The sequence below is a fragment of the Telluria sp. AC161 genome, from assembly GCF_979258535.1.
The window spans coordinates 1777586-1801154 of the sequence record NZ_OZ409861.1; the positions used below are offsets into that span (position 1 = coordinate 1777586).

Genomic DNA, 23569 nt, shown 5'->3' on the forward strand with positions numbered 1-23569 from the left:
ATGAGCGCCAATCCGCCAGATGCAACCGCAGCCCAGGCCCCGCGGCCGTCCGTGCTGTCGCTGGCGATCAAGGAAAAAGCGGCGCTCTATGCGGCCTACATGCCGTTCCTGCGTAATGGAGGCATGTTCGTCCCCACCAGCAAGCCGTACCAGATCGGCGACGAGATTTACCTGATCCTGGCGCTGATGGACGATCCGAACAAATACCCGATTGCCGGCACCGTCGCCTGGATCACGCCGGCGGGCGCCAACAACAACAAGGCGCAAGGCATCGGCGTGCATTTCCCGGCCGACGAATCAGGGCAGCGCGCCCGCCAGCGCATCGAAGAAATCCTCGGCGCCGCGCTGCGGTCTTCGCGCGCTACCCACACTCTGTAACTAACCAAATTCCGTAACTAACCCATTCCTGCTGCATGCCTTTCTACGTCCATCGCCTGGCACGACGCGACGACCTGCCGGTCATCGTCGATATCTATAATTCCACCATCGCCTCGCGCGACGTGACCGCAGATACCGAGCCCGTATCGGTACAGTCGCGCGAAGCCTGGTTCAACGAGCACACGCCCGACCGGCGCCCGCTGTGGGTCATCCACGATGCGCTCGATACGAGCGAACAGCCGGCGGTCATCGGCTGGCTGTCGTACTCGAACTTCTATGGCCGGCCGGCGTATTCGGGCACGGCGGAAGTGTCGATCTATATCGCTGAAAGCGCGCGTGGCCAGGGCCTGGGACGCTACTGCCTGGAGCTGGCGATCGCGTTCGCGCCCGAGGTCAAGGTGCACACGCTCTTGGGCTTCATCTTCGGCCACAATGCGCCGAGTCTGGCGCTGTTCGGTAAATACGGATTCGAGACCTGGGCCAACTTCCCGCGCGTGGCGAACCTCGATGGCATCGAGCGTGATCTGATCATTCTGGGCAAGCGCGTGGCTTGAGTTGTGACCGTGGTGCCCGTGCTCCGCCCGTGCTGCGGCCAAGCGCCTCGCGTACAATGGCGGGATGTTTATCGATTCCCACTGCCACATCAATTTTCCGGAACTGGCCGCCCGCATGCCCGAGGTGCTGGCCAAGATGGCCGAGAACCAGGTCACGCATGCCTTGTGCGTGTCGGTCGATCTGCCGGACTTTCCGCAAGTGCTCGCGCTGGCCGAGCAGTATCCCCATATCTTCGCCTCGGTCGGTGTGCATCCCGACTACGAGGACACGCTTGAACCGACCGTGCAGCAGCTGGTCGACCTGGCGGACCATCCGAAAATCGTCGCCATCGGCGAGACGGGCCTGGACTACTACCGCCTCAAGGGTGACCTCGACTGGCAGCGCGAACGCTTTCGCGTGCACATCCGCGCCTCGCGCGAAACGCGCAAACCGCTGATCATCCATACGCGCGCGGCCAGCGAAGACACGATCCGCCTGATGAAGGAAGAGGGCGCCGGCACTGACGCCGGTGGCGTGGCGGGCGTCATGCATTGCTTCACCGAGTCGCTCGAGGTGGCACAGGCGGCCATGGAGCAGGGCTTCTATATCTCGTTCTCGGGGATTGTCACCTTCAAGAGCGCCAAGGATTTGCAGGCCGTCGCGCTGGCGGTGCCGCTCGAACGCATGCTGATCGAAACCGACTCGCCGTATCTGGCGCCGGTGCCGTTCCGCGGGCGCATGAACGAGCCCGGGTATGTGGCGCACGTGGCAGAGTACATCGCCACGCTCAAGGGCGTGTCGCTGCGCGATGTCGCGGCGCAGACCAGCGAAAATTTCTTCAACCTGTTCCAGACAGCCAGGAGCTGACGCATGCGGATTGTTCGTTCGATGGCGCGCGTGTGCGCGGCGGGTGTGCTGAGCGTGATGGCCGTCGGTGCCATCGCTGCCCAGGCGCCCAATGAAAAGCAGGTGTCGTCGTTCTTCCGCGCCGTCCAGATGGACGATGCGAACACCGTGCGCAAGATGGTCGGGACGGTCGTCAACGCCAACGAACTCAATCCACTGGGCGGCGAGCCGGCGCTGGTACTGGCAATCCGCGAGGGCTCGACGGCCGTCGTGCAGGATTTGCTGGCCCATCCGGGCACCGACCTGGAACGCAAGGCGGTCAACGGCAACACGGCGCTGATGATGGCGGCGTTCAAGCGCGATGGCGACACCGTGCGCGCGCTGCTGGATAAGGGTGCCAAGGTTAACCAGCCCGGCTGGACCGCGCTGCATTACGCAGCCGCCAGCGGTGACGCCGCGATCGCGCAACTGCTGATCGAGCGTGGAGCACAGCTCGATGCACTGTCGCCACGGCCGTCCGGCGCCGTGACGCCGTTGATGATGGCGGCGCGCGAGGGACAGGACGGGATCGTGCGCCTGTTGCTGGCCAAGGGCGCGAATCCGGCCCTGAAGAACACCGAAGGCTTCACCGCCGCCCAGCTGGCGAAGCAGGCCGGGCACGACAAACTGGCCGGGCTGCTGTCCGATCGCTGATAGGGGTGGGCGAACGGCGTCGGGATTGAATTGGACGTTATTTGCCCCTCACCTCGACAGATTGCGCGCAGGAAATAGTATCCATAATAGTCCTACGGTCCCACTACACAGGACGACGAGGATAATCATGCTGAACGAACGCGAAATCGAAAGCTGCTACCTGGGGCAGTTCATTCCAGTCCACTACCATCACAATATGCTGATGGACCAGAACCGGATGCACAGCTTCAAGTCCGCCATCCACTACTCGGTCTTCCCCGGCGCCAAGGTGCTGGAACTGGGCGGCGGCACGGGCGTGCTGTCGTTCTTCGCGGCGCAGAAAGCGTCGAAAGTCTATTGCGTCGAATACAACCCGGACATGGTGCGTGAAGCGCGCCGCTTCCTGGCGATGAATCCGAACGGCCACAAGGTCGAAGTCGTCCACGCCGACGCCTTCGACTACCTGCCACCCGAGCCGGTCGATGTCGTCATCTGCGAAATGATCCACGTCGGCATGCTGCGTGAAAAACAGGTCGAAGTGATCGAGTCGTTCAAGCGTCGCTACCTGGCCAAATTCGGCGGCCCTCTGCCGCTGTTCATGCCGGAAGCCGTCATCATGGCTGTGCAGCCACTCCAGCAGGAATACGACTTCGACGGCTTCTACGCCCCGATCGTCCAGTTCCAGGAAACGGGCGTCGTCCAACCCGGCACGATCGAGCTGTCGCAACCCGCTGTCTACAGCATCATCGACTTCGGCCAACCGGTCGACAGCCTGATCGCCTGGGAAGGCTCGGTCCTGATCGAACAGTCTGGCACCCTGAACGCCATGCGCTTCGTGACGAAAAACGTCCTGGCCATCGTACAAGAGCAAGCAACGACAATTGACTGGCTGAACCACTACATGACGCTGCCGCTCTACACGCCCATCACCGTCAAAGCCGGCGACTTGCTGCGCCTGTCCTTCGCCTACCGCGCCGGCGGCTCGATCCCATCCCTGCAAGCCTCGATCCAGGCCGACGTCGTCACCCAATCCGTCACCGAAAAAATCCCCGAATACGCCTAACCCCCAATGAGGGTCAGTGTCGAATTGTTTGACAACTTCAGTAAATCAATTGCTCAATAATTCGACTCTGACCCCAATTGATGGGTCATTGCTCGCCGGATAATTAGGGTCAGTGTCGAATTGTTTGACAACTGCAGTAAATCAGTTGCTCAATAATTCGACACTGACCCTAATTGTTTGGATTGAGCCATGTGGCTATTGCTTGCGCCGTTTATCGGGATGGGCGACCGTCCGTGGCGGCGAAATGACCGTGCGTCGGATAAGGGTGGCCTGTTGAAGATGGTGGCCGGTACAGTGCCTTCCTGTTCAATGTGGAGGCAATATGCTGAGTTTTCTGGTGTGGGTGCTGCTGTTGATGGTGTGCTGGCCGATTGCGTTGCTGGCGCTGCTGGTTTATCCCATTGTGTGGCTGTTGCTGCTGCCGTTCAGGCTGCTGGGGATCGGTGTTGATGCTGTGTTCAGTCTGCTCAAAGGCATTGTCATGCTGCCGGCACGGGTGTTGGGGCAGCGCCCGGGCCACTGATAACGTTATGGCATCACTGAGTGTTGGGCAATTAACAGACGTTTCGCGCGCGATCTTTTACTGTGAAGATGCTCGCTTTCATCCGAAAGCAAACATTAAATAGAGGAAATAATATGCGCCTGGATATCTACCGCCGAGCTGAACATGATGGCAAGTTTTCGTACCTGGCCGTGCCGGAATCGAAAAGCATTCCTGAAGAAGCCACCAACACCGATTGGGAAGTCCAAGCACAGGGCTATGAGGTGGAAGACAATGCCGATGCCATCAAGGATTTCGACATCGAACACCTGAGCGACCAGATCGCTGAAAAAGGGTATGCAATCACGTCGGTGACGCACTAAGATTTTCCCGGCAGGCCCTCAGGCCTGCCAGCATCTCTTCATCGGCAAGCGCGCAATTCGCGCCTTGCCGGTGCGCCAGCATCTCTCCCTGAGAACCTGGCCTGCCCGCAACGGCCCCATAGCCGTTGTGGTATTCTGCGTCCTCGATCAAGCAAGCCAGCCACGCGATGGACTGGGACGGAGGATGGTATGAAGTGGGTTGTCGTCGGTTTTTACGTGTTATCGATCCTGCACATCCACTTCCGCGGTCGCGTCCGTCTACCGTTTCGTCGCCAGATTTTTGATCACTCGTCGTTCATGGCACCGATCAATATCTTCATGCACAAGTTTTCGCGCGTACCCAATACGCCGTTCACGCCGCTCTCCGAATTCCCGGAACTGGCCCGCCTGCAAGAAAACTGGCCGATCATCCGCGCCGAAGCCGAAAGCATGCTCGCGCTCAAGAAGATCAAGGCCGCCGAGCAGAATGACGATGCCGGCTTCAACTCGTTCTTCAAGAATGGCTGGAAGCGTTTCTATCTGAAATGGTACGACGCCAGCCACCCGTCGGCCGAGCGCCTGTGCCCGCAGACGTATGCGCTGCTGCAGTCGATCCCATCGGTCAAGGCGGCGATGTTTGCCGAGCTGCCGCCCGGCGGCAAGCTCAATCCGCATCGCGATCCGTTTGCCGGCTCGATGCGCTATCACCTGGGTCTGGCCACGCCAAACGATGATCGTTGCTTCATCGAGGTCGATGGCGAACGCCACAGCTGGCGCGATGGTCAGGGCGTCGTGTTCGACGAAACCTATATCCACTGGGCGATCAACGGCAGCGACAGCGACCGCATCATCCTGTTCTGCGACGTCGAGCGCCCGATGCGCTATCGCTGGATGCAGAGCGTGAACCGCTGGCTTGGCCGCAACCTGATGACCGCCGCGGCATCGCCCAACGAAACGGGCGACCAGGTCGGTCTGGTCAGCAAGCTGTTCCGCATTTCGTTCTACATGGGCCAGTACCGCCGCCGCTTCAAGGCGTGGAACAAGACGGCGTACAACATCACGCGCGTGGCCCTGGTCGTCGCACTGGCCGCATTCATTTACTGGATCTGACGTACGCCAACCGCGCCGATAGTCAGACGACACGACAGAGACGACACGACAAGCCATTGTAGCGAAACCGGTATATTTACCGATCTCGCTACAATGGCTTTTCTGTTTTCACCTATCGGAGAAGTCCATGGCAAAAGTACTGGTTCTGTATTACTCGACCTACGGTCACATTGAAACGATGGCCAACGCAGTGGCCGAAGGCGCGCGCGGCGCCGGTGCAACGGTCGACGTGAAACGCGTCCCTGAAACCGTCCCTGAAGACATCGCCAAGAACGGCCACTTCAAGCTCGAGCAGGCTGCGCCCATCGCCAAGGTGGATGAGCTGGAGCACTATGACGCGATCATCATCGGCGCGCCGACGCGCTATGGCCGTATGCCGAGCCAGATGGCGGCGTTCCTCGACCAGACCGGCGGCCTGTGGGCACGCGGCGCCCTGAACGGCAAAGTCGGCGGCGCCTTCACGTCCACCGCTACTCAGCACGGCGGCCAGGAAACCACACTGTTTTCGATCATCACGAATCTGATGAATCTCGGCTTGACCATCGTTGGCCTGCCATACAGCTACCAGCAGCAGATGACGCTCGACGAAGTCGCCGGCGGCAGCCCGTACGGCGCGACGACGATTGCCGGCGGCAAGGGTGAACGTCAGCCGAGCGAGATCGACCTGGGCGGCGCACGCCACCAGGGCAAGCTGATCGCCGAGACCGCCGCCAAGCTGTTCGGCTGATCGGGCGGGCGCCATCACCATGACCGATCTCTCCGCATTCCCCATCACGCAGCGATGGCCGGCGCAGCATCCGGACCGGCTGCAGCTGTACTCGATGCCGACGCCCAACGGCGTCAAGATTCCGATCATGTTGGAAGAGATCGGCTTTCCGTACGAACTGCACAAGGTCGACTTCGCCAAGGACGACCAACATTCGCCGGCGTTCCTGTCGCTCAACCCGAACAACAAGATCCCGGCGATCATCGATCCGGACGGCCCCGGCGGCCAGCCGCTGCCGTTGTTTGAGTCGGGCGCCATCCTGATCTACCTGGCGGACAAGACTGGCAAGCTCATGCCCCAAGACCCGGCCGCGCGCTATCAGGTCATCCAGTGGGTGATGTTCCAGATCGGCAGCGTGGGGCCGATGTTTGGCCAGCTGGGCTTCTTCCACAAGTTCGCCGGCAAGGACTACGAGGACAAGCGCCCCCGCGACCGCTATGTCGATGAGTCACGCCGCCTGCTTGGCGTGATTGAGGGCCAGCTGGCGCAGCACGCGTGGATCGCGGGCAACGACTTCACCATCGCCGATATCGCGATCTTCCCCTGGATCAACGGCCTGCTGAATTTTTACGAAGCAGGGGATCTGGTCGGCATCAAGGACTTCCCGCACGTGTCGATCGCGCTCACCAAATTCCTCGCGCGCCCGTCCGTACAAAAAGGCCTCAAAATCCCGGCGTGAGCAAGACCGCAGACCCGCCTCAGTAAGGACTGGCCGTCGGTCGCACGATCAGCTCGCTGACATCCACGTCCGCCGGCTGATCGATCGCGAACCCGATCGCCCGCGCGATGGCCTCCGGCTTGATCGCCACCTTGCGAAGCTCGCGCATCGCCTCGCGCGCAGCAGGATCCGAGATCGACTCGGCCAGGTCCGACTCCACGACGCCAGGCGACACCAGCGTGACGCGGATCGCGCCGCCGACCTCTTGCCGCAAACCCTCGGTGATGGCCGCCACCGCAAACTTGGTGGCGCAATACACTGCCGCTGTCGGGCTCACCGCATACGCGCCGATCGACGCGATATTGATGATCTGACCGCTGCCACGCGCCTGCATGCCGGGCAGCACGGCGGCGATACCGTGCAGCACGCCGCGGATGTTCACGTCGATCATCTGGTTCCACTCGTCGATCTTCAATGCGTCAAGCTTCGACAGCGGCATGACGCCGGCGTTATTGACGAGGACGTCGATCCGGCCATGGCAGTCGAGCGCGAAGTCGGCGAACGCTGTCATGCTCTCCATGCTGGTGACGTCGAGCCGGGCGACGTCGGCAATGCCGCCGGCCGCGCGGATGGCGCTTGCCAGCGTTACCAGTTGTTCGACGCGCCGCGCGCCGAGGATGACGCGGTGGCCTTGCGCGGCAAGAAAACGGGCGGTGGCTTCACCGATGCCGCTGCTGGCGCCCGTGATGAGGATGACTTTCGATGCGTGTTCCATGCTGTGCTCCCTGGTGTGTGATCAGTGGCGTCAGTATGGACAGGACCCGCGATGCTGCCCATGCCGAAACCTCGGCATCGATTGCACGATCCTCCGGAAATGAACAACGGCGCCCGCAGGCGCCGTTTGGTTGGCAACAATCAGCCGGCAGCAGCCGGTCAGGCCCGCGGCCGCTGGCGATGGAACGTCAACGGCGTGTACGACACGGCCGATGGCGGCGGCTGCTTCAGGATGTTCGTGCGCATGGCACCCACCACGTGCATTTCGCACGGTTTGCAATCAAAGCGCAGTGTGTAGCGGTCTTCGCCGCTGACCAGCGTCATCGGCTCGGCCTTCACCTGGCCCTGCACGCCTTGCACGCCCTTGGCCTGCTTCGGGCACAGGTTGAACGAGAAGCGCAGACAGTGCTTGGTGATCATCAGCGAGACTTCGCCGGCTTCCTCGTGCGATTCGTACGCAGCATCGATCAGCTGCACGCCATGCTTATGGTAGAACGCGCGGGCCTTGTCGTTGTAGACATTGGCCAGGTAGCTCAGCTGCACGTCCGGATACACCGGCGGCGGCGTGGTCGCCGACTTGCGCTCGGGCCGCTGCCAGGCTGCCAGGCGCGCCGTTTCGTGTGCCGCAATGGCGTCGCGGCGCAGCGCATTGATCGCCGCGCTCGGCACGAACCATGGCTGGCTCAGCTTGAGCTCGACGTGACCGGCTTCGAACATGGTGTTGCCCAGCTTGGCCAGGCTCGAACGCAGCGAGGCATCCGCCTGCGCAGCCTGCGTCGCCGGTTGCAGGGCAATTGCCGCTGCTGCATGCGACGCGATGCCGTCCTCGTCGATGATGTCCAGGCGCAGCCCATCAGCTTGTTCGCTGAGCACCAGTTCCAGCGCCACTTTGCGCTCGGACGATTTCTTGTTGAGCGTTGCTTCCCAACCGTGGTCGCGGTTGCGGTGGATGACGGTACCGACCTTCAGGCCTGCCAGCGTCTGCATCGGCTCGTTCGGATAGACGCGCCAGCGCTGGCCATCGGCCTCGTCGCCCAGCTTGTCTGCCTTGTTGGCCTGGATGCCGACCGTGTCGCGCTTGTACATATAGTTCAGGCCGTCGCCGTTGGCCATTGGCGCACTGGTGACGACATCGAAGCTGTCGCCGTTCAGGCGCGCCACGATGCCCAGTTCCACGCCCACGTACTTCGGCGAATCGAACGCGCCGATATCGGTCAGGCGGCCCTGCGCGAAGTACTCGGTATGGCCACGGTGGAAGTTCTTGTCGACGTCCGGCGTGAACATGACGCGCGTGCGGCCGCTCGAGGCGCGCACGAATTCCGGCCGCTGGTCCAGCAGTTCGTCGAGCAGCAGGCGGTAATGGGCCGTGATGTTTTTCACGTAACCCATGTCCTTGTAGCGGCCTTCGATCTTGAACGAGCGGATGCCGGCATCGACCAGTGCGCCCAGGTTGCGGCTCTGATCGTTGTCTTTCATCGACAACAGGTGCTTGTCGAACGCAACCACGCGGCCCTGGCCATCGCTCAGCGTGTAGGGCAGGCGGCAATTCTGCGAGCAGTCGCCACGATTGGCCGAGCGGCCGTTGTCGGCGTGCGAGATATAGCACTGGCCCGAATACGCCACGCACAGCGCGCCGTGGACGAAGTATTCGAGCGGCGTGTCGGTCACCTGGTGGATCTTGCGGATCTGCTCGACCGTCAGTTCGCGCGCCAGCACCAGTTGCGAAAAACCGACGTCAGCGAGGAATTTCGCTTTCTCTGGCCCACGAATATCGCACTGGGTACTGGCATGCAGCTGGATCGGTGGCAGGTCGAGCTCGAGCAAGCCCATGTCCTGGATGATCAGCGCATCGACACCGGCCTCGTACAGTTGCCAGATCTGTTTGCGCGCCAGCTCGAGTTCGCTGTCGTGCATGATCGTGTTCATCGTCACGAAGATGCGCGTCCGGTAGGCATGCGCGAACTGCACGAGTCCGGCGATGTCCTCGAGCGGGTTGCTGGCATTGTGCCGCGCCCCGAATGCCGGGCCGCCGATATAGACGGCATCGGCGCCGTGCAGGATCGCCTCGCGCCCGATCTCGGCGGTTTTGGCGGGCGAGAGCAGTTCAAGTTCGTGGGCTAGCAATGACATGGGGAATCCTTCGATGCGAAGACCGGGATTATAGCCAGTCAGCGCGCTGCCGTCATGTGCCGCGACGTCGCGGCGCCCGCCGAAGCTGGAGGATGTTAGCGCAATCCCAAGCGTTGCTGTGCTAACATCAAGCCCATTTCCCTGGCCTTGAAAACAATCCTGACATGAGTAAAGTGACGCTCGACAGCATCCGTGAAGCGATGGAACACGGCAAGCCAACGATGGTGGACGTCGCCAAGCTGGCCGGCGTCTCCGCCATGACGGTCTCGCGCGTCATGAACGGGAAAACCCTGGTGCGTGAAAGCACCCGGCGCAAGGTCGCCGATGCGGTCGCTGCACTGAACTATACGCCGAACCAGGAGGCGCGCAATCTGGCCGGTTCCAAGCCCATCCGCGTCGGTTTCTTGTACAGCAACCCGAGCGCTGCGTACCTGAGCGAATTTCTCGTGGGCCTGCTGAACCAGTCGGGCCTGAACAATGTCCAACTCTTCGTCGAGAAGTGCGAGGCGGGCAACCACGAAACCGAACACACGCAGCGCCTGATCGACAATGGCCTCGATGGCGTCATCCTGCCGCCACCGCTGTGCGACAGCGAAGCCGTGCTGGGGTGCGTGGAACGCGCCGGTATTCCCGCCGTCGTCGTCGCGTGCGGTTCGCCCGCACCGGGCCTGGGCGCGGTCAGCATCGACGACTATGATGCGGCCCACTACATGACGCGCCACCTGATCGCCCTGGGCCACCAGCGCATCGGCTTCATCGTCGGCCACCCGAACCAGAGCGCCAGCGCGCGCCGTCTCGACGGCTACCGCGCCGCGATCGCGGAAATGAACGCCGACGCAGCCGACGAACTGGTGGTGCAGGGGATGTTTACCTACCGTTCGGGCCTGGACGCGGCCGAGCAGTTGCTCGCGCTCGCCGAGCGGCCGACGGCGATCTTTGCCAGCAACGACGATATGGCTGCCGCTACGGTGGCCGTCGCCCATCGGCTGGCGCTGGACGTGCCGGGCGATCTCACGGTCACGGGCTTCGACGATACCGCGCTGGCCACCACCATCTGGCCCGAACTGACAACGGTGCGCCAGCCGATTGCCGAGATGGCGCGCGAAGCGGTGCAGGCGCTCGTGCGGCGCGTGCGGGCGATGCGCGAAGAAGAACCGGCCGAGCCGGAGCAGACGCGCATGGACTTTGTCCTGGTGCGGCGCCAGTCTGATGCCGCGCCACGCGTGCGCCCGCCGGCACGCCTGCCTGCTGCTGCGCGGAGCCTCTGACAAAGGTACCGTCCCGGCCTCGGGAGGGGCAGGGACCATCTCCCGGCACGGCTGCGAACGCCGAATCCGTCGCCGTTCCCGCCTGCCTGCAAGCATTCCAATAATTCGTTGACAACCGTCCGAGCAGAAGTTTAGACTGCAATGGTTGCGCTAACAATTCTGTTAAAGGATTGTTGTGACGCACATTAAAATAATCAGAAAGCATCAGGAGACGACCATGCAAGACCCGCACACCCGGCTACCCGCCGGCGTGGCTGCAGCCCTGCTCAGCCGCGCGCCTTCCCGTCACACCTTCTGAGTACCGGTTTGTCCCGGCTGCACAAGCCACGCTGCTTCGCATTTTTCAGCGTGCCCGCCAGGACCCGTCACCACGAACGAGAGAAAACATGACCGCATCTTCCGTCAATGCGCTACCCGGCGCGCTACCCGACGCGCTCCCCGCTGATAGTGCGTCGGCCCTGCTGGTTGGCCGCGTCTGGCGCCCGGCGCCGATCGACGGCCCGGCAGTCGTCGCTGTGCGCGCCGGCCGCATCATCGACATCACCCACCACGCGGCCACTGTGGCCGACCTGTTCGAGCGCGATGCCGCCGACATGCTGGCGATCGTCAGGAGCGCCGCGGGCGAGGATCTGGGCGACGCCGCCAGCCTGCTGCAAGCGGCGCTGGACGGTGGCCTGGGCGAGGGCGGGGTCCAGCTGCTCGCGCCATGCGACCTGCAGGCCATCAAGGCGGCCGGCGTGACCTTTGCCGTCAGCCTGCTCGAGCGTGTCATCGAAGAACAGGCCAAGGGCGATCCTGCCCGCGCTTCTGCACTGCGCACGGAACTGCAGGCCACCATCGGCACCAACCTGGCCGAGATGGTGCCGGGTTCCAGCGCCGCCATGCGCCTGAAGACGGAGCTGAGCGCGCGCGGCCTGTGGTCGCAATACATGGAAGTGGGCATCGGCCCCGACGCCGAAGTCTTCACCAAATCGCAACCGATGTCGTCGCTGGGCCATGGCGCCGTCGTTGGCCTGCACCCGTCGTCGCACTGGAACAACCCGGAACCCGAGATCGTGCTGGCCGTGAACAGCCGCGCCGAGATCGTCGGCGCCGCACTGGGCAACGACGTCAACCTGCGCGACATCGAGGGACGCAGCGCGCTCCTGCTGGGCAAGGCCAAGGACAACAACGGCTCGTGCGCCATCGGCCCGTTCGTGCGCGTGTTCGACGGCGACTTCACGCTCGACACGCTGCGCAGCTGCGAAGTCGGCATGCTGATCGAAGGCGCGGACGACGGCTTCACGCTGGCGGGTTCGAGCCGGATGCGCGAGATCAGCCGCGACCCGCTTGACCTGGTGGCCCAGACCTGCGGCGCGCACCACCAGTATCCGGACGGCTTCATGCTGTTTTTGGGAACGATGTTCTCGCCGATCAAGGACCGCGGCGCGGCCGGTGGCGGTTTCACGCACCACCCGGGCGACAAGGTCACCATCTCGACCCCGGCGCTGGGCGCCCTGGTCAACACGGTCGGCCGCAGCGACACCATCGAGCCATGGACCTTCGGTGTGCGCGCGCTGTACCAGAACCTGGCGCGGCGCGAACTGCTGGCAGGCCGTCCAGCATGACCCCTCCTGACGGCGCGCCCCACGTTTCGCTACACGTTTCGACCCACGATCCGCTTCAAGATAACCACGAGTTCACGATGCACGATTCAACACCAGATTCCACCCCCGCCGCACTGGTCTACGCGACCTATCCCGACCTGCGCGACAAGCGCGTCGTCATCACCGGTGGCGGCACCGGCATCGGCAGCGAACTGGTGACGGCATTTGCCGGCCAGGGTGCGCAGGTCTGGTTCCTCGACATCGCCAAGGACGCATCGACCGCGCTGGCCGATTCGCTGGCCGGTTCCGCGCACAAGCCGCGTTTTTTGCCGTGCGACCTGACCGACCTCGATGCGCTGGCCGCGACCTTTGCCGCCATCGAGGCGGAGGCTGGCGGCATCGACATCCTTCTCAATAACGCGGCCAACGACGACCGCCATGGCATCGACGACGTCACGCCCGACTATTGGGAAAGCCGGATGGCAGTCAATCTGCGCCACACCTATTTCTGCAGCCAGGCGGCAGTGGCGATGATGCGCCGTCAGGGCAGCGGCGTGATCCTCAATTTCGGCTCGATCTCGTGGTACCTGGCGTCGAACCAGCTGTCGCTGTACATGATGGCCAAGGCGGCGATCGAGGCGATGAGCCGCGGCCTGGCGCGCGATCTCGGCGCCGAGAATATCCGCGTCAATACTGTGATTCCGGGTGCCGTGCGCACGCCGCGCCAGCAGGCGCTGTGGCATACGCCGGAAGAAGAAGCGCGCATCCTGGCCGGCCAGTGCCTGCCGCAGCGCGTCGAGATGCAGGACGTGGCGGCGTTGTCACTGTTCCTGGCCTCGAACAACGCGCGCCGCTGCAGCGGCCGCGAATACTTCGTCGACGCTGGCTGGTACGGCGCATGACCGGCGCCGTGCACTGCCTGTGGGACGTCAAGGCCACGCTGGGCGAGGGCGCCTTGTGGGATGCGGTCCGGCGCAAGATCTGGTTCGTCGACATCAAGGGCCGCCGCATCCACTGCTGCGATGAAGACGGCGGCGCGCGCCAGAGCTGGGATGCGCCGTCGCAGATCGGCTTTCTCGCACCGAGCGACGATGGCGGCATGGTGTGCGGGCTCGAAGATGGCCTGTACCGCTTTCTTGAGACCGATGGCGCGTTCATCGCGCTGGCCCGCGTCGAAGCCGACTTGCCGGGCAACCGCTTCAACGATGGCCACGTCGATGCAGCGGGCCGCCTGTGGTTTGGCTCGATGGACAATGGCGAGAGCGAGGCCACCGGCACGCTGTACCGCTTCGACGGCGCCGGCCAGCCGGCACGCGCGATGGACGCCGGCTACATCATCACCAACGGTCCGGCCATCAGCCCGGACGCGACCACGCTGTACCACACCGACACGCTGGCGCGTACGATCCACGCCTTCGACCTGGGCCCGGACGGAACGCTCACAGGCAAGCGCCTGTTCGTCACGCACGAAGGCAGCGGCCATCCGGACGGCATGGCAGTCGACGCAGAAGGCCACCTGTGGGTCGCCGTCTTCGGCGGCTGGCGCATCGACCGCTACGATCCGCAAGGACGCAAGGTCGGTGAAGTGCGCTTCCCGTGCGCGAACATCACCAAGCCGGCCTTCGGCGGCGACGATCTGCGCACCGTGTATGCCACCACCGCGCGCAAGGGTTTGGTTGATGCCGATCTGCTGGCGCAGCCGCTGGCCGGTGGCCTGTTCACGTTCCGCGCCGATGCGCCGGGCCTGCCGCAACATGCGTTGCACCTGTAACGCGCACTGGAGAATCACCGCATGACCAAGCAATCCACCTTCCGTTTCCGCTCGCAGGACTGGTTCGACAATCCGGAGCGGATCGACATGACGGCGCTGTACCTCGAGCGCTTCATGAACTACGGGATCACGCCCGACGAACTGCGCTCGGGCAAACCGATCATCGGCATCGCCCAGAGCGGCAGCGACATCACGCCGTGCAACCGCATCCACCTGGAACTTGTCAAGCGCGTGCGCGACGGCATCCGCGACGCCGGCGGCATCCCGATGGAATTCCCGCTGCACCCGATTTTCGAAAACTGCCGCCGCCCGACCGCAGCACTGGACCGCAACCTGGCGTATCTGGGCCTGGTCGAGATCCTGCACGGCTACCCGATCGACGCCGTGGTGCTGACGACCGGCTGCGACAAGACCACGCCGGCCCAGTTGATGGCCGTGTCGACCGTCGACATGCCGGCCATCGTGCTGTCGGGCGGCCCGATGCTCGACGGCTGGTTCGACGGTGAGCTGGTGGGGTCGGGCGCCGCGATCTGGAAGGCGCGCCGCCAGCTGGCGGCCGGCTCGATCGACGAACAGAAGTTCATGAACATCGCCACTGCCTCGGCCCCGTCGGCCGGCCATTGCAACACGATGGGCACGGCGTCGACGATGAACGCCGTGGCCGAAGCGCTGGGCATGTCGCTGACCGGTTGCGCCGCAATTCCCGCGCCGTACCGCGAGCGCGGCCAGATGGCGTACGAGACGGGCCGGCGCATCGTCGGCCTGGCGATGGAAGACGTGCGGCCGTCGAACATCCTGACGCGCGACGCGTTCCTCGATGCGATCGTCGTCAATGCGGCCATCGGCGGCTCGAGCAATGCGCAGCCACACATCATGGCCATGGCGCGCCATGCCGGTGTGGAGATCACCACTGAAGACTGGATGACCTACGGTTACGAAGTGCCGCTGCTGTTGAACATGCAGCCCGCCGGCAAATATCTGGGCGAGCGCTTCCACCGCGCGGGCGGCGTGCCGGCCGTGATGTGGGAACTCGATCAGGCGGGCCTGTTGCGTTCGGATCGCCTGACGGTGACCGGCAAAACGCTGGCGCAGAACATCGACATGCACCAGACGATGGACCGCGAGATGATCCGCCCGTTTGCCGATCCGCTCAAGGAAAACGCAGGCTTCCTGGTCCTGAAGGGCAACTTGTTCGACTTCGCGATCATGAAGACGAGCGTGATTTCGCCGAGCTTCCGTGAACGCTACCTGGCCACGCCGGGCGCCGAGAACTGCTTCGAGTGCAAGGTCGTCGTGTTCGACGGCTCCGACGATTACCATGCGCGCATCAACGACCCTGAACTGGGCATCGACGAGCACACGATGCTGGTCATCCGCGGCGCGGGCCCGATTGGCTGGCCCGGTTCGGCCGAAGTCGTCAACATGCAGCCGCCCGATGCGCTGATCAAGCGCGGCATCAACAACCTGCCGACGCTGGGCGATGGCCGCCAGTCAGGCACCTCGGACAGCCCGTCGATCCTGAATGCGTCACCTGAAAGCGCAGCCGGCGGCAATCTGGCGCTGCTGCACACGGGCGACATCGTGCGCGTCGACCTGGTGCACGGCCGCTGCGACGTGCTGCTGTCCGACGCCGAACTCGAGGCGCGCAAGCTCGACACGCCGCCGGCGATCCCGCCAAGCCAGACACCGTGGCAAGAGATCTACCGCGCCACGGTGGGCCAGCTGCACACGGGCGCCTGCATGGAACTGGCCTTGCCCTATCGGGCCGTGGCCGGCGCGATGCCGCGGCATAACCACTAAACCGCAGTTTGTACGATGACTAAAAGTGGCATTAATAGCCATTCTTGAGCAGAATGTCGGAACTTCGCCCGGACCCTACCGTCCAGGCGTCGAAAATACACTGGAGACAAGCATGAAAAAACTCATCACGGCAGTCGGTATCGGTTGCGCAATGCTGTTCGCATCCGCCCCCGCCATGGCCGACGCCAAGAACCCGAAGATCGGTTTTTCGATCGACGACCTGCGCCTCGAGCGCTGGACCCGTGACCGCGATTACTTCATCGGCGCGGCCGAAAAGCTCGGCGCCAAGGTGTATGTGCAGTCGGCCGACGCCAGCGAGCAGCGCCAGATCGCCCAGATCGAGAACCTGATCTCGCGCGGCGTGGACGTGCTGGTCATCGTGCCGTACAACGCGACGGTGCTGAACAACGCGATCCGCGAAGCCAAGAAAGCCAAGATCAAGGTGCTGTCGTACGACCGCCTGATCCTCAATGCCGATGTCGACGCTTACATCTCGTTTGACAACAAGGCCGTCGGCGAACTGCAGGCACAGTCGATTGTCGCGCTCAAGCCGAAGGGCAGCTACTACCTGCTGGGCGGCGCGCCGACCGACAACAACGCCAAGATCCTGCGCGAAGGCCAGATGAAGGTGCTGCAGCCGCTGATCGACAAGGGCGACATCAAGGTCGTCGGCCGCCAGTGGGTCAAGGACTGGAGCCCGTCCGAGGCGATGGCCATCATCGAAAACGCGCTGACCGCCAACGGCAACAAGATCGACGCTGTCGTGGCCTCGAACGACGCCACCGCCGGCGGCGCGATCCAGGCGCTGTCGTCGCAGAAGCTGGCCGGCAAGGTCCCGGTCTCGGGCCAGGACGCCGACCTGGCGGCCGTGCGCCGCGTGATCGCCGGCACGCAGTCGATGACGGTCTACAAACCGCTGCGCAATATCGCCACCAGCGCCGCAACGCTGGCCGTGCAACTGGTGCGCAACGAAAAGCCTGCCTACAACGCGCAACTGAATAACGGCTTCAAGCCCGTCAACACCATCCTGCTCAAGCCAATCCTGCTGAACAAGGCCAACGTCGACATGCTGGTCAAGGACGGCTTCTATACGCAAGGCCAGCTGGCTGGTAAATAAGCCGGCGTCACCCTGCTACAGCGCCCGCGCCTGCGGGCGAACCGGCTGGCGAACCCCGCCGGCCGGTAGTCCAACGTCTTGAAACGAGTCTTTCGATGGCCGGCTATCTGCTTGAAATGAAGGGAATCGCCAAGCGATTCAACGGGGTGCCCGCGCTCGACGGCATCGACCTGGCGATCCGCCCGGGCGAGTGCATCGGCCTGTGCGGCGAGAATGGTGCCGGCAAATCGACGCTGATGAAGGTGCTGTCGGCCGTCTATCCGCACGGGAGCTGGGAGGGCGAGATCGTGCTGGACGGCCAGCCTTTGCGGGCGCGCTCGGTGCGCGAGACCGAGGACGCCGGCATCATCATCATCCACCAGGAACTGATGCTGGTGCCCGAACTGAGCGTGGCCGAGAACATCTTTCTGGGTAACGAGATCACGCTGCCTGGTGGGCGCATGGATTATCCGGCCATGAATCAGAAGGCAGCGGAGATCCTGCGCGGCCTGAAGCTGCCGGACGTGAACGTGGTGCTGCCCGTAAAGCACTACGGCGGCGGGCACCAGCAGCTGATCGAGATCGGCAAGGCCCTGAACAAGAACGCGCGCCTGTTGATTCTCGACGAGCCGTCGGCATCGCTGACGGCGTCGGAAATCGCGGTCCTGCTGGACATCATCCGCGACCTGAAAAGCCGTGGCGTGGCCTGCGTCTACATCTCGCACAAGCTCGAAGAAGTCGCGGCCATCTGCGACACGGTCGTCGTCATCCGCGACGGCAAGCACATTGCCACCACGCCGATGGAAGCGATGAGCGTCGAGCGCATCATCAACCAGATGTGCGGCCGCGAGATGAGCCAGATGTATCCGTCGCTGCCGCATCCGGTGGGCGAGGTGGTCATGGAGGCGCGCCATATCACCTGCTACGATCCGGAGCAGCCGGGCCGCAAGAAGGTCGACGACGTCTCGTTCCAGGTGCGGCGCGGCGAAATTCTCGGCATCGCCGGAATCGTCGGCGCCGGGCGCACCGAACTCGTGACGGCCATCTTTGGCGCGTATCCGGGCAAGCACGAGGGCGAAGTCTGGCTCGAGGGCCGCAAGGTCGATACGTCCGAACCCCTGAAAGCCATCCGCGCCGGCTTTGCGCTGGTGCCTGAAGACCGCAAGCACCACGGCATCGTGCGCGACCTGTCTGTGGGCGAGAACATCACGCTGTCGGTCCTGCCGCGCTTTTCGCACGCGAGCCGCATCGACGACCACGAAGAAGCGGGCGCCGTGAGTGAGCAGATCAGCCGGCTGGCGCTGAAGACCGCGACGCCGGCGCTGGCCATCACGTCGCTGTCGGGCGGCAACCAGCAAAAGGCAGTGCTGGCCAAGATGCTGCTGACCGGCCCGAAAGTGCTGATCCTGGACGAACCGACGCGCGGCGTGGACGTCGGCGCCAAGTTCGAAATCTACAAACTGATGCTGGAACTGGCGGCGCAGGGGATCGCGATCATCATGGTTTCGTCCGAACTGGCCGAAGTCCTGGGCGTGTCCGACCGCGTGCTGGTGATGAAGGAAGGGCGCCTGAACGGCGACTTCGTCAACCAGAACCTGAACCAGGAAACGGTGCTGGCCGCCGCGCTGGGCCAGGCGGCGGCAGCGCCGTCGATTCCTCACCACGCATGACAACCACAATCACACAATGACCACGATGACGTTCAAACGCATTTTCACGCAGTACAAGATTCTGGCGCTGCTGGTGGCGATCGCGCTGATCTGGGCCTTCTTCAGCTGGAAGACCGATGGCGGCTTCACCTCGGCGCGCAACCTGTCGAACCTGATGCGCCAGATGTCGGTGACCGGCATCCTCGCCTGCGGCATGGTGTTCGTCATCATTGCCGGCGAAATCGACCTGTCCATCGGCTCGCTGCTGGGTCTGCTGGGCGGCATGGCCGCCGTGCTCGATGTCACGCACGGCTTGCCGTTGCCGCTGTCGGTCATCATCGTGCTCGGTGCGGGCCTGTTGTGCGGGTTCCTCAACGGGTATCTGACGGCGTATGCGGGCATACCGTCCTTTATTGTCGGCCTGGGCGGGATGCTGGCGTACCGCGGGGTCGTGCTGGGGCTGACCGGTGGCGCCACCGTGGCGCCGGTCTCGCCGGGCATGGAGCAGCTGGGCCAGGCATACCTGCCGCCGCTGTGGGGCAGCATCCTGGGCATTGGCCTGTTCGTGCTGACGTGCGTGCTGGTCTGGCGCCAGCGCGCGAGCCAGGCGCGCCACAAGCTGCCGGTGATCCCGGTGTGGCGCTCGGCGCTGCGCGTGGTCGTGGCTGGCGCGGTGCTGGCCGGGCTGATCTCGACCTTCAACAGCTACGAAGGCATTCCGCTGCCAGTGCTGATCCTGCTGGTGCTGCTGGGCGTGTTCAGCTACATCGCGCGCCAGACCGTGTTCGGTCGCCGCATCTACGCGGTGGGCAGCAATATGGAAGCGACGCGCCTGTCCGGCATCGACGTACGCAAGGTAAAGCTGTGGATCTTCGGCCTGATGGGCCTGATGTGCGCATTGGCTGGGCTGATCAACACGGCGCGCCTGGCGGCCGGCTCGCCATCGGCCGGCGTGTCGGCCGAGCTGGACGTGATCGCTGCCTGCTTCATCGGCGGCACGTCGATGCGCGGTGGCGCGGGTACCGTGCATGGCGCACTGGTGGGCGCACTCGTGATGGCGAGCCTGGACAACGGCATGTCGATGCTGGACGTGGATGCGTACTGGCAAATGATCGTCAAGGGCCTGATCCTGACCCTGGCCGTGTGGCTGGATGTTGCGACGCGCGGCAACACCCGATAAGCTTCATTGGATTTACCGCTGCCAGCGCACCAATTGTCCGATGTGAGCCACGCACTTTGGCGCGTTTTTGATCGCCCTTAAATCGGGCAATCGTGCGCGCGCCATCCGCCGGATCTTTTCCTACACTCGACTGAACATGTACAGCTTTTTTGTTCAGTCGGGGGATGCGATGAAAACCCACGTTGGTGCCAGGAGAAGGTTTTTAAAAACAGGTATCGGGGTCACTGTTGCACAGTGCTTCCCCGGCCTGGCCGCCGCGCAGGCAAGCAGCGGCCCACGGCTCGAATGGAAGCAGTTCAAGACCACCAGCCAGTATCCCGCCTTCGTCAACGCGATTGCGACGATGCGCGCCAACGCCAATCAGGCCAGCCCGGGTTCACTGTCTTACTGGTCCAATGTGCATGTCAACACATGTCCGCACGGCGTGCCGTATTTCATTTCGTGGCACCGCGGCTATCTGTACTACTTCGAGCAGCAGTTGCGCAGCGTGTCCGGCAACCCCTACCTGACGCTGCCGTATTGGGACTATTACTCGTACGCGACCTTGCCGACGGAATTTACCGATCCGGCACCGGGCAATCCGCTGTACATGCCCAGGCAGAGTTCGAACGTGTACGGTGCGCTGAGCCTGGCGCCATTCGCGTCAACGGTGCGCAATTTTCAGCGCGGCAAAAGCAATGCGTTCGAGCCGAGCATCGAAGACGTGCACAACCCCGTCCATGATCTGATCGGCGGGGTCATGACCACGATGCAGTCGCCGCTCGACCCCATTTTTTTCCTGCATCACGCCAGCGTCGACCGCTTGACCCATGCATGGTCTCTTTTATCCGGCAAGACCATGCCCAAGTCAGCGAATCCGTATTCGTCGACCAACAGCGATGTCTACTGGGCGGGCAACCATGCGTATGCGAGCGGTCTGAGCATCGAGCGCTACAAGACCAGAATCCCCGGCTGGCTGGGCACGAGCTATGCGTCCAACGCGGTGCCGACGACGCTGCCGCCGGTCCCTGCCGCGGCGGCGGCCCGCGCTGCGCTGTTGGAGCGGCCGCCGTTCCAGTCGTTCAGGACGGTGGCGGGGCGCCGCCTGTCGAGCACACGGCGCTCAGTGAGTGGCGTAGCGCAAGTGCCGTTCGATGAGCAATCGGTGTCGGTGCTGCTGCGGCTGGGGAAAAGCGATGCGGCAGAACTGGCGCGGGTGGTTGCGCTGTGCCGTGATCGTGGTGAATACGATTCCAGCGTCGATTCCAGCATCGATTCCAGCGTCGATTCTCGACAGATGCCGGGGATGGTCAAGCTGGTGTTTGACAACTTGTCGGTGGGCGCGGCGGCGAAGAAGGGTGGCTTTTTCTATGCGCTGTATCTCGACATGCCGGCCATGGTCGCGTCGCAGGCGGAGCGTGAGGCGTCGCTCATTGGCACGCTGGGCGCATTCCAGATCGCCGCCGCAGCGCACCACGGCAAGCCACGGATCGAATTCGATGTGTCGTATCTGCTGGCGCGACAAGACCGCGTCAATTTCGGCGAGCTCGCGTTGTCCTGGGTGCGTGTCGATGGCGATCGTCCGCCGGCAGGGAAGGCGATCCTCGCCAACGAGATCCGGGTTGAACTTGCGTTCGCCCCGGACGATGCGCATGTGTTGTCAGGCGATGCCGAGGATATCGAACGGCAGCATCTGTAGACGGCCAGGCAGACCAGGGCTGATCTGTAGACGGCCAGGCAGACCAGGGCTGATCTGTAGACGGCCAGGCAGATCAGGGCTGCGGTGTTGGTTCGCGGCCCTGGCCTGCGTCAGCGGTGCTTACGCAGGCAGCTTCAGCTCGCCATTGATCAGGCGGGCGATTCGCAGCGGATTGCCGTCCTTCAGTGCATCGGGCAGCAGGCCGGCCGGCACGTCCTGGTAGCACACGGGGCGCAGGAAGCGTTCGATGGCGGTCGCGCCCACAGATGTGCTGCGTGGATCGGTCGTGGCCGGGAACGGGCCGCCGTGCACCATTGCATGCGCTACCTCGACGCCGGTCGGGAAGCCATTAAACAGGATGCGGCCGACCTTGCGCTCCAGCAGCGGCAACAGGGCGCCGGCCAGCGCATGGTCGCTTGCGACCGCATGCACGGTGGCCGTCAGCTGGCCTTCCAGATGGCGCGTGACGGCCAGTAGCTCTCCCTCATCCTGGCACGCGATCAACAGCGAGACCGGGCCGAAGATTTCTTCTTCCAGCGCCGGATTGGCCAGGAACGTGGCAGCATCGCATTCGTACAGCGCCGCTTTCGCCGCGCAGCCCGCGCCCTCGCTGCTGCCGTGCGCGACGAGCGTCACACCCGCGATGCCGGCGCGAATGCCGACCGCGTCCGTATAGGCGGTATGGATGCCCGCGGTGAGCATCGTGCCCGCCGGCTTGAGCTGCAGCGCTGCCGTTGCCGCAGCGCGGAACGCATCCAGCTGTGGCCCGGCTACGCCGATGACCAGGCCCGGGTTGGTGCAGAACTGGCCGACGCCCATCGTCAGCGAATCGACGAACGCGCCTGCCAGCGCGGCGCCGCCGCTTGCCAGGGCGCCCGGCAGCAGGTAGACCGGATTGATGCTGCTCATTTCGGCGTAGACGGGAATCGGTTCCTTGCGGCGGCTGGCGATTTGCGCCAGCGCCAGCCCGCCTGCGCGCGAACCGGTAAAGCCGACGGCGCGGATCGCCGGATGGCTCACGAGGTCGCCACCGATCATGTTGCCTTCGCCAATCAGCAGCGAGAACACGCCTTCGGGCATGCCGCAGTCGAGCGCTGCCTGCAACACGGCCTTGCCGACCAGCTCGGACGTGCCCAGGTGCGCATTGTGGGCCTTGACGACGACCGGGCAGCCGGCCGCAAGTGCCGAGGCGGTGTCGCCACCGGCCACGGAAAACGCGAGCGGGAAGTTGCTGGCCCCGAACACGGCGACCGGGCCCACGGGGATCTTGCGCATGCGCAGGTCAGCGCGTGGCGGCGTGCGTTCGGGCAGGGCCGAGTCGAGCGTCGCTTCGAGGAACAAGCCGTCACGCACGACCTTGGCGAACAGGCGCAGCTGACCGACGGTGCGGCCACGCTCGCCTTCGAGGCGCGCCGTTGGCAAACCGCTTTCCTGGCTGGCGCGCTCGATCAGCGCCGGTCCCAGGTCGATAATGCGCTGCGCGATCGTTTCAAGAAAATTGGCGCGCTCTTCCAGGCTCAGCGCGCGGTACGGCTCGACGGCAGCGTCGGCCAGCAGGCAGGCACGGGCCAGGTCGTCGGACGTGGCAAGACCGAACGCAGGTTCAAGTTCCTGCTTCGTGCCCGGGTTGTAAGCACGGACGGTGCCGGCTTCGCCGCGCACGATGCGCCCGCCAATGATCATTTCTCCGTTGATGTTCATGCAATCTCCTGTGTTGAATTCGTGTAGGTCGCCAATGTTATACGCAATCATCATTGCGTGGAGAAG

General features: G+C 63.8%; 22 protein-coding genes. 19 read left to right on the forward strand and 3 right to left on the reverse strand.

The window, feature by feature from the left end:
- From ACZ0AJ_RS08035 to ACZ0AJ_RS08080, 10 genes are all read left to right on the forward strand, one after another.
- Positions 1–378, forward strand: a complete 378-nt coding sequence (locus ACZ0AJ_RS08035; protein WP_183552247.1) for a PilZ domain-containing protein — start codon at positions 1–3, stop codon at positions 376–378.
- A 35-nt stretch (positions 379–413) separates the two neighbouring features.
- Positions 414–932: a GNAT family N-acetyltransferase gene (locus tag ACZ0AJ_RS08040; protein ID WP_499453750.1), complete on the forward strand. Its 519-nt coding sequence runs from the start codon at positions 414–416 to the stop codon at positions 930–932.
- A gap of 64 nt (positions 933–996) precedes the next feature.
- Positions 997–1779, forward strand: a complete 783-nt coding sequence (locus ACZ0AJ_RS08045; protein ID WP_499453752.1) for a TatD family hydrolase — start codon at positions 997–999, stop codon at positions 1777–1779.
- Positions 1780–1782: 3 nt separating this feature from the next.
- Entirely contained in the window at positions 1783–2451 is a 669-nt protein-coding gene (locus ACZ0AJ_RS08050) for an ankyrin repeat domain-containing protein (RefSeq protein ID WP_499453754.1), read from the forward strand.
- Positions 2452–2578: 127 nt separating this feature from the next.
- Complete coding sequence (locus ACZ0AJ_RS08055; protein WP_499453756.1) at positions 2579–3493, forward strand: class I SAM-dependent methyltransferase; 915 nt, start codon at positions 2579–2581, stop codon at positions 3491–3493.
- A gap of 322 nt (positions 3494–3815) precedes the next feature.
- Positions 3816–4016 (forward strand): hypothetical protein, encoded by a 201-nt coding sequence (locus ACZ0AJ_RS08060; protein WP_499453757.1) that lies wholly within the window; start codon positions 3816–3818, stop codon positions 4014–4016.
- 113 nt (positions 4017–4129) lie between these two features.
- Positions 4130–4357 (forward strand): DUF6139 family protein, encoded by a 228-nt coding sequence (locus ACZ0AJ_RS08065; RefSeq protein WP_183552258.1) that lies wholly within the window; start codon positions 4130–4132, stop codon positions 4355–4357.
- Positions 4358–4546: 189 nt separating this feature from the next.
- Entirely contained in the window at positions 4547–5446 is a 900-nt protein-coding gene (lpxO, locus tag ACZ0AJ_RS08070; protein ID WP_183552261.1) for a lipid A hydroxylase LpxO, read from the forward strand.
- 127 nt (positions 5447–5573) lie between these two features.
- On the forward strand, positions 5574–6173 hold the full coding sequence (gene wrbA, locus ACZ0AJ_RS08075) for an NAD(P)H:quinone oxidoreductase (RefSeq protein ID WP_499454467.1): 600 nt from the start codon (positions 5574–5576) through the stop codon (positions 6171–6173).
- 19 nt (positions 6174–6192) lie between these two features.
- Positions 6193–6891 (forward strand): glutathione binding-like protein, encoded by a 699-nt coding sequence (locus ACZ0AJ_RS08080; RefSeq protein ID WP_499453761.1) that lies wholly within the window; start codon positions 6193–6195, stop codon positions 6889–6891.
- Between the two features lie 19 nt (positions 6892–6910).
- Here ACZ0AJ_RS08080 and ACZ0AJ_RS08085 read toward each other — a convergent pair whose 3' ends face one another.
- Both ACZ0AJ_RS08085 and ACZ0AJ_RS08090 read right to left on the reverse strand, forming a co-directional pair.
- A complete protein-coding gene (locus tag ACZ0AJ_RS08085; protein WP_499453763.1) occupies positions 6911–7645 on the reverse strand; it encodes an SDR family oxidoreductase in 735 nt (244 codons plus the stop codon).
- 158 nt (positions 7646–7803) lie between these two features.
- Positions 7804–9774: a peptidase U32 family protein gene (locus ACZ0AJ_RS08090; RefSeq protein WP_499453765.1), complete on the reverse strand. Its 1971-nt coding sequence runs from the start codon at positions 9772–9774 to the stop codon at positions 7804–7806.
- A gap of 164 nt (positions 9775–9938) precedes the next feature.
- Between ACZ0AJ_RS08090 and ACZ0AJ_RS08095 the strand changes: the two genes are divergently transcribed.
- The 9 genes from ACZ0AJ_RS08095 (at position 9939) to ACZ0AJ_RS08135 (ending at position 21802) form a co-directional block, all read left to right on the forward strand.
- Entirely contained in the window at positions 9939–11042 is a 1104-nt protein-coding gene (locus ACZ0AJ_RS08095) for a LacI family DNA-binding transcriptional regulator (RefSeq protein ID WP_183552276.1), read from the forward strand.
- Between the two features lie 386 nt (positions 11043–11428).
- Positions 11429–12649 carry a fumarylacetoacetate hydrolase family protein gene (locus ACZ0AJ_RS08100; protein WP_499453768.1) on the forward strand — a complete coding sequence of 407 codons (1221 nt, stop codon included), beginning with the start codon at positions 11429–11431 and terminating at the stop codon, positions 12647–12649.
- Positions 12650–12726: 77 nt separating this feature from the next.
- On the forward strand, positions 12727–13530 hold the full coding sequence (gene xylB, locus ACZ0AJ_RS08105; protein ID WP_499453770.1) for a D-xylose 1-dehydrogenase: 804 nt from the start codon (positions 12727–12729) through the stop codon (positions 13528–13530).
- Complete coding sequence (locus ACZ0AJ_RS08110; protein WP_499453772.1) at positions 13527–14399, forward strand: SMP-30/gluconolactonase/LRE family protein; 873 nt, start codon at positions 13527–13529, stop codon at positions 14397–14399. Before xylB ends, ACZ0AJ_RS08110 begins: the two co-directional genes overlap by 4 nt.
- Before the next feature lie 21 nt (positions 14400–14420).
- A complete protein-coding gene (locus ACZ0AJ_RS08115) occupies positions 14421–16199 on the forward strand; it encodes an IlvD/Edd family dehydratase (RefSeq protein ID WP_332532123.1) in 1779 nt (592 codons plus the stop codon).
- A 112-nt stretch (positions 16200–16311) separates the two neighbouring features.
- Positions 16312–17316 (forward strand): D-xylose ABC transporter substrate-binding protein, encoded by a 1005-nt coding sequence (xylF, locus tag ACZ0AJ_RS08120; RefSeq protein WP_183552288.1) that lies wholly within the window; start codon positions 16312–16314, stop codon positions 17314–17316.
- 95 nt (positions 17317–17411) lie between these two features.
- Positions 17412–18965: a D-xylose ABC transporter ATP-binding protein gene (gene xylG / locus ACZ0AJ_RS08125; protein WP_499453774.1), complete on the forward strand. Its 1554-nt coding sequence runs from the start codon at positions 17412–17414 to the stop codon at positions 18963–18965.
- 16 nt (positions 18966–18981) lie between these two features.
- Positions 18982–20124 carry a sugar ABC transporter permease gene (locus ACZ0AJ_RS08130; protein WP_499453776.1) on the forward strand — a complete coding sequence of 381 codons (1143 nt, stop codon included), beginning with the start codon at positions 18982–18984 and terminating at the stop codon, positions 20122–20124.
- Positions 20125–20191: 67 nt separating this feature from the next.
- Entirely contained in the window at positions 20192–21802 is a 1611-nt protein-coding gene (locus tag ACZ0AJ_RS08135) for a tyrosinase family protein (protein ID WP_499454473.1), read from the forward strand.
- A gap of 120 nt (positions 21803–21922) precedes the next feature.
- On the opposite strand, the gene ACZ0AJ_RS08140 is transcribed toward ACZ0AJ_RS08135, so the two are convergent.
- Positions 21923–23503 carry an aldehyde dehydrogenase (NADP(+)) gene (locus ACZ0AJ_RS08140; RefSeq protein WP_499454475.1) on the reverse strand — a complete coding sequence of 527 codons (1581 nt, stop codon included), beginning with the start codon at positions 23501–23503 and terminating at the stop codon, positions 21923–21925.
- Between the last annotated feature and the right edge of the window lie 66 nt (positions 23504–23569).

Bases quoted from the DNA above. Each gene is read 5' to 3' on its own strand.
- ACZ0AJ_RS08035 (WP_183552247.1), top strand. From the start codon at position 1: ATGAGCGCCAATCCGCCAGATGCAACCGCAGCCCAGGCCCCGCGGCCG.
- ACZ0AJ_RS08040 (WP_499453750.1), top strand. From the start codon at position 414: ATGCCTTTCTACGTCCATCGCCTGGCACGACGCGACGACCTGCCGGTC.
- ACZ0AJ_RS08045 (WP_499453752.1), top strand. From the start codon at position 997: ATGTTTATCGATTCCCACTGCCACATCAATTTTCCGGAACTGGCCGCC.
- ACZ0AJ_RS08050 (WP_499453754.1), top strand. From the start codon at position 1,783: ATGCGGATTGTTCGTTCGATGGCGCGCGTGTGCGCGGCGGGTGTGCTG.
- ACZ0AJ_RS08055 (WP_499453756.1), top strand. From the start codon at position 2,579: ATGCTGAACGAACGCGAAATCGAAAGCTGCTACCTGGGGCAGTTCATT.
- ACZ0AJ_RS08060 (WP_499453757.1), top strand. From the start codon at position 3,816: ATGCTGAGTTTTCTGGTGTGGGTGCTGCTGTTGATGGTGTGCTGGCCG.
- ACZ0AJ_RS08065 (WP_183552258.1), top strand. From the start codon at position 4,130: ATGCGCCTGGATATCTACCGCCGAGCTGAACATGATGGCAAGTTTTCG.
- lpxO (WP_183552261.1), top strand. From the start codon at position 4,547: ATGAAGTGGGTTGTCGTCGGTTTTTACGTGTTATCGATCCTGCACATC.
- wrbA (WP_499454467.1), top strand. From the start codon at position 5,574: ATGGCAAAAGTACTGGTTCTGTATTACTCGACCTACGGTCACATTGAA.
- ACZ0AJ_RS08080 (WP_499453761.1), top strand. From the start codon at position 6,193: ATGACCGATCTCTCCGCATTCCCCATCACGCAGCGATGGCCGGCGCAG.
- ACZ0AJ_RS08085 (WP_499453763.1), bottom strand. From the start codon at position 7,645: ATGGAACACGCATCGAAAGTCATCCTCATCACGGGCGCCAGCAGCGGC.
- ACZ0AJ_RS08090 (WP_499453765.1), bottom strand. From the start codon at position 9,774: ATGTCATTGCTAGCCCACGAACTTGAACTGCTCTCGCCCGCCAAAACC.
- ACZ0AJ_RS08095 (WP_183552276.1), top strand. From the start codon at position 9,939: ATGAGTAAAGTGACGCTCGACAGCATCCGTGAAGCGATGGAACACGGC.
- ACZ0AJ_RS08100 (WP_499453768.1), top strand. From the start codon at position 11,429: ATGACCGCATCTTCCGTCAATGCGCTACCCGGCGCGCTACCCGACGCG.
- xylB (WP_499453770.1), top strand. From the start codon at position 12,727: ATGCACGATTCAACACCAGATTCCACCCCCGCCGCACTGGTCTACGCG.
- ACZ0AJ_RS08110 (WP_499453772.1), top strand. From the start codon at position 13,527: ATGACCGGCGCCGTGCACTGCCTGTGGGACGTCAAGGCCACGCTGGGC.
- ACZ0AJ_RS08115 (WP_332532123.1), top strand. From the start codon at position 14,421: ATGACCAAGCAATCCACCTTCCGTTTCCGCTCGCAGGACTGGTTCGAC.
- xylF (WP_183552288.1), top strand. From the start codon at position 16,312: ATGAAAAAACTCATCACGGCAGTCGGTATCGGTTGCGCAATGCTGTTC.
- xylG (WP_499453774.1), top strand. From the start codon at position 17,412: ATGGCCGGCTATCTGCTTGAAATGAAGGGAATCGCCAAGCGATTCAAC.
- ACZ0AJ_RS08130 (WP_499453776.1), top strand. From the start codon at position 18,982: ATGACCACGATGACGTTCAAACGCATTTTCACGCAGTACAAGATTCTG.
- ACZ0AJ_RS08140 (WP_499454475.1), bottom strand. From the start codon at position 23,503: ATGAACATCAACGGAGAAATGATCATTGGCGGGCGCATCGTGCGCGGC.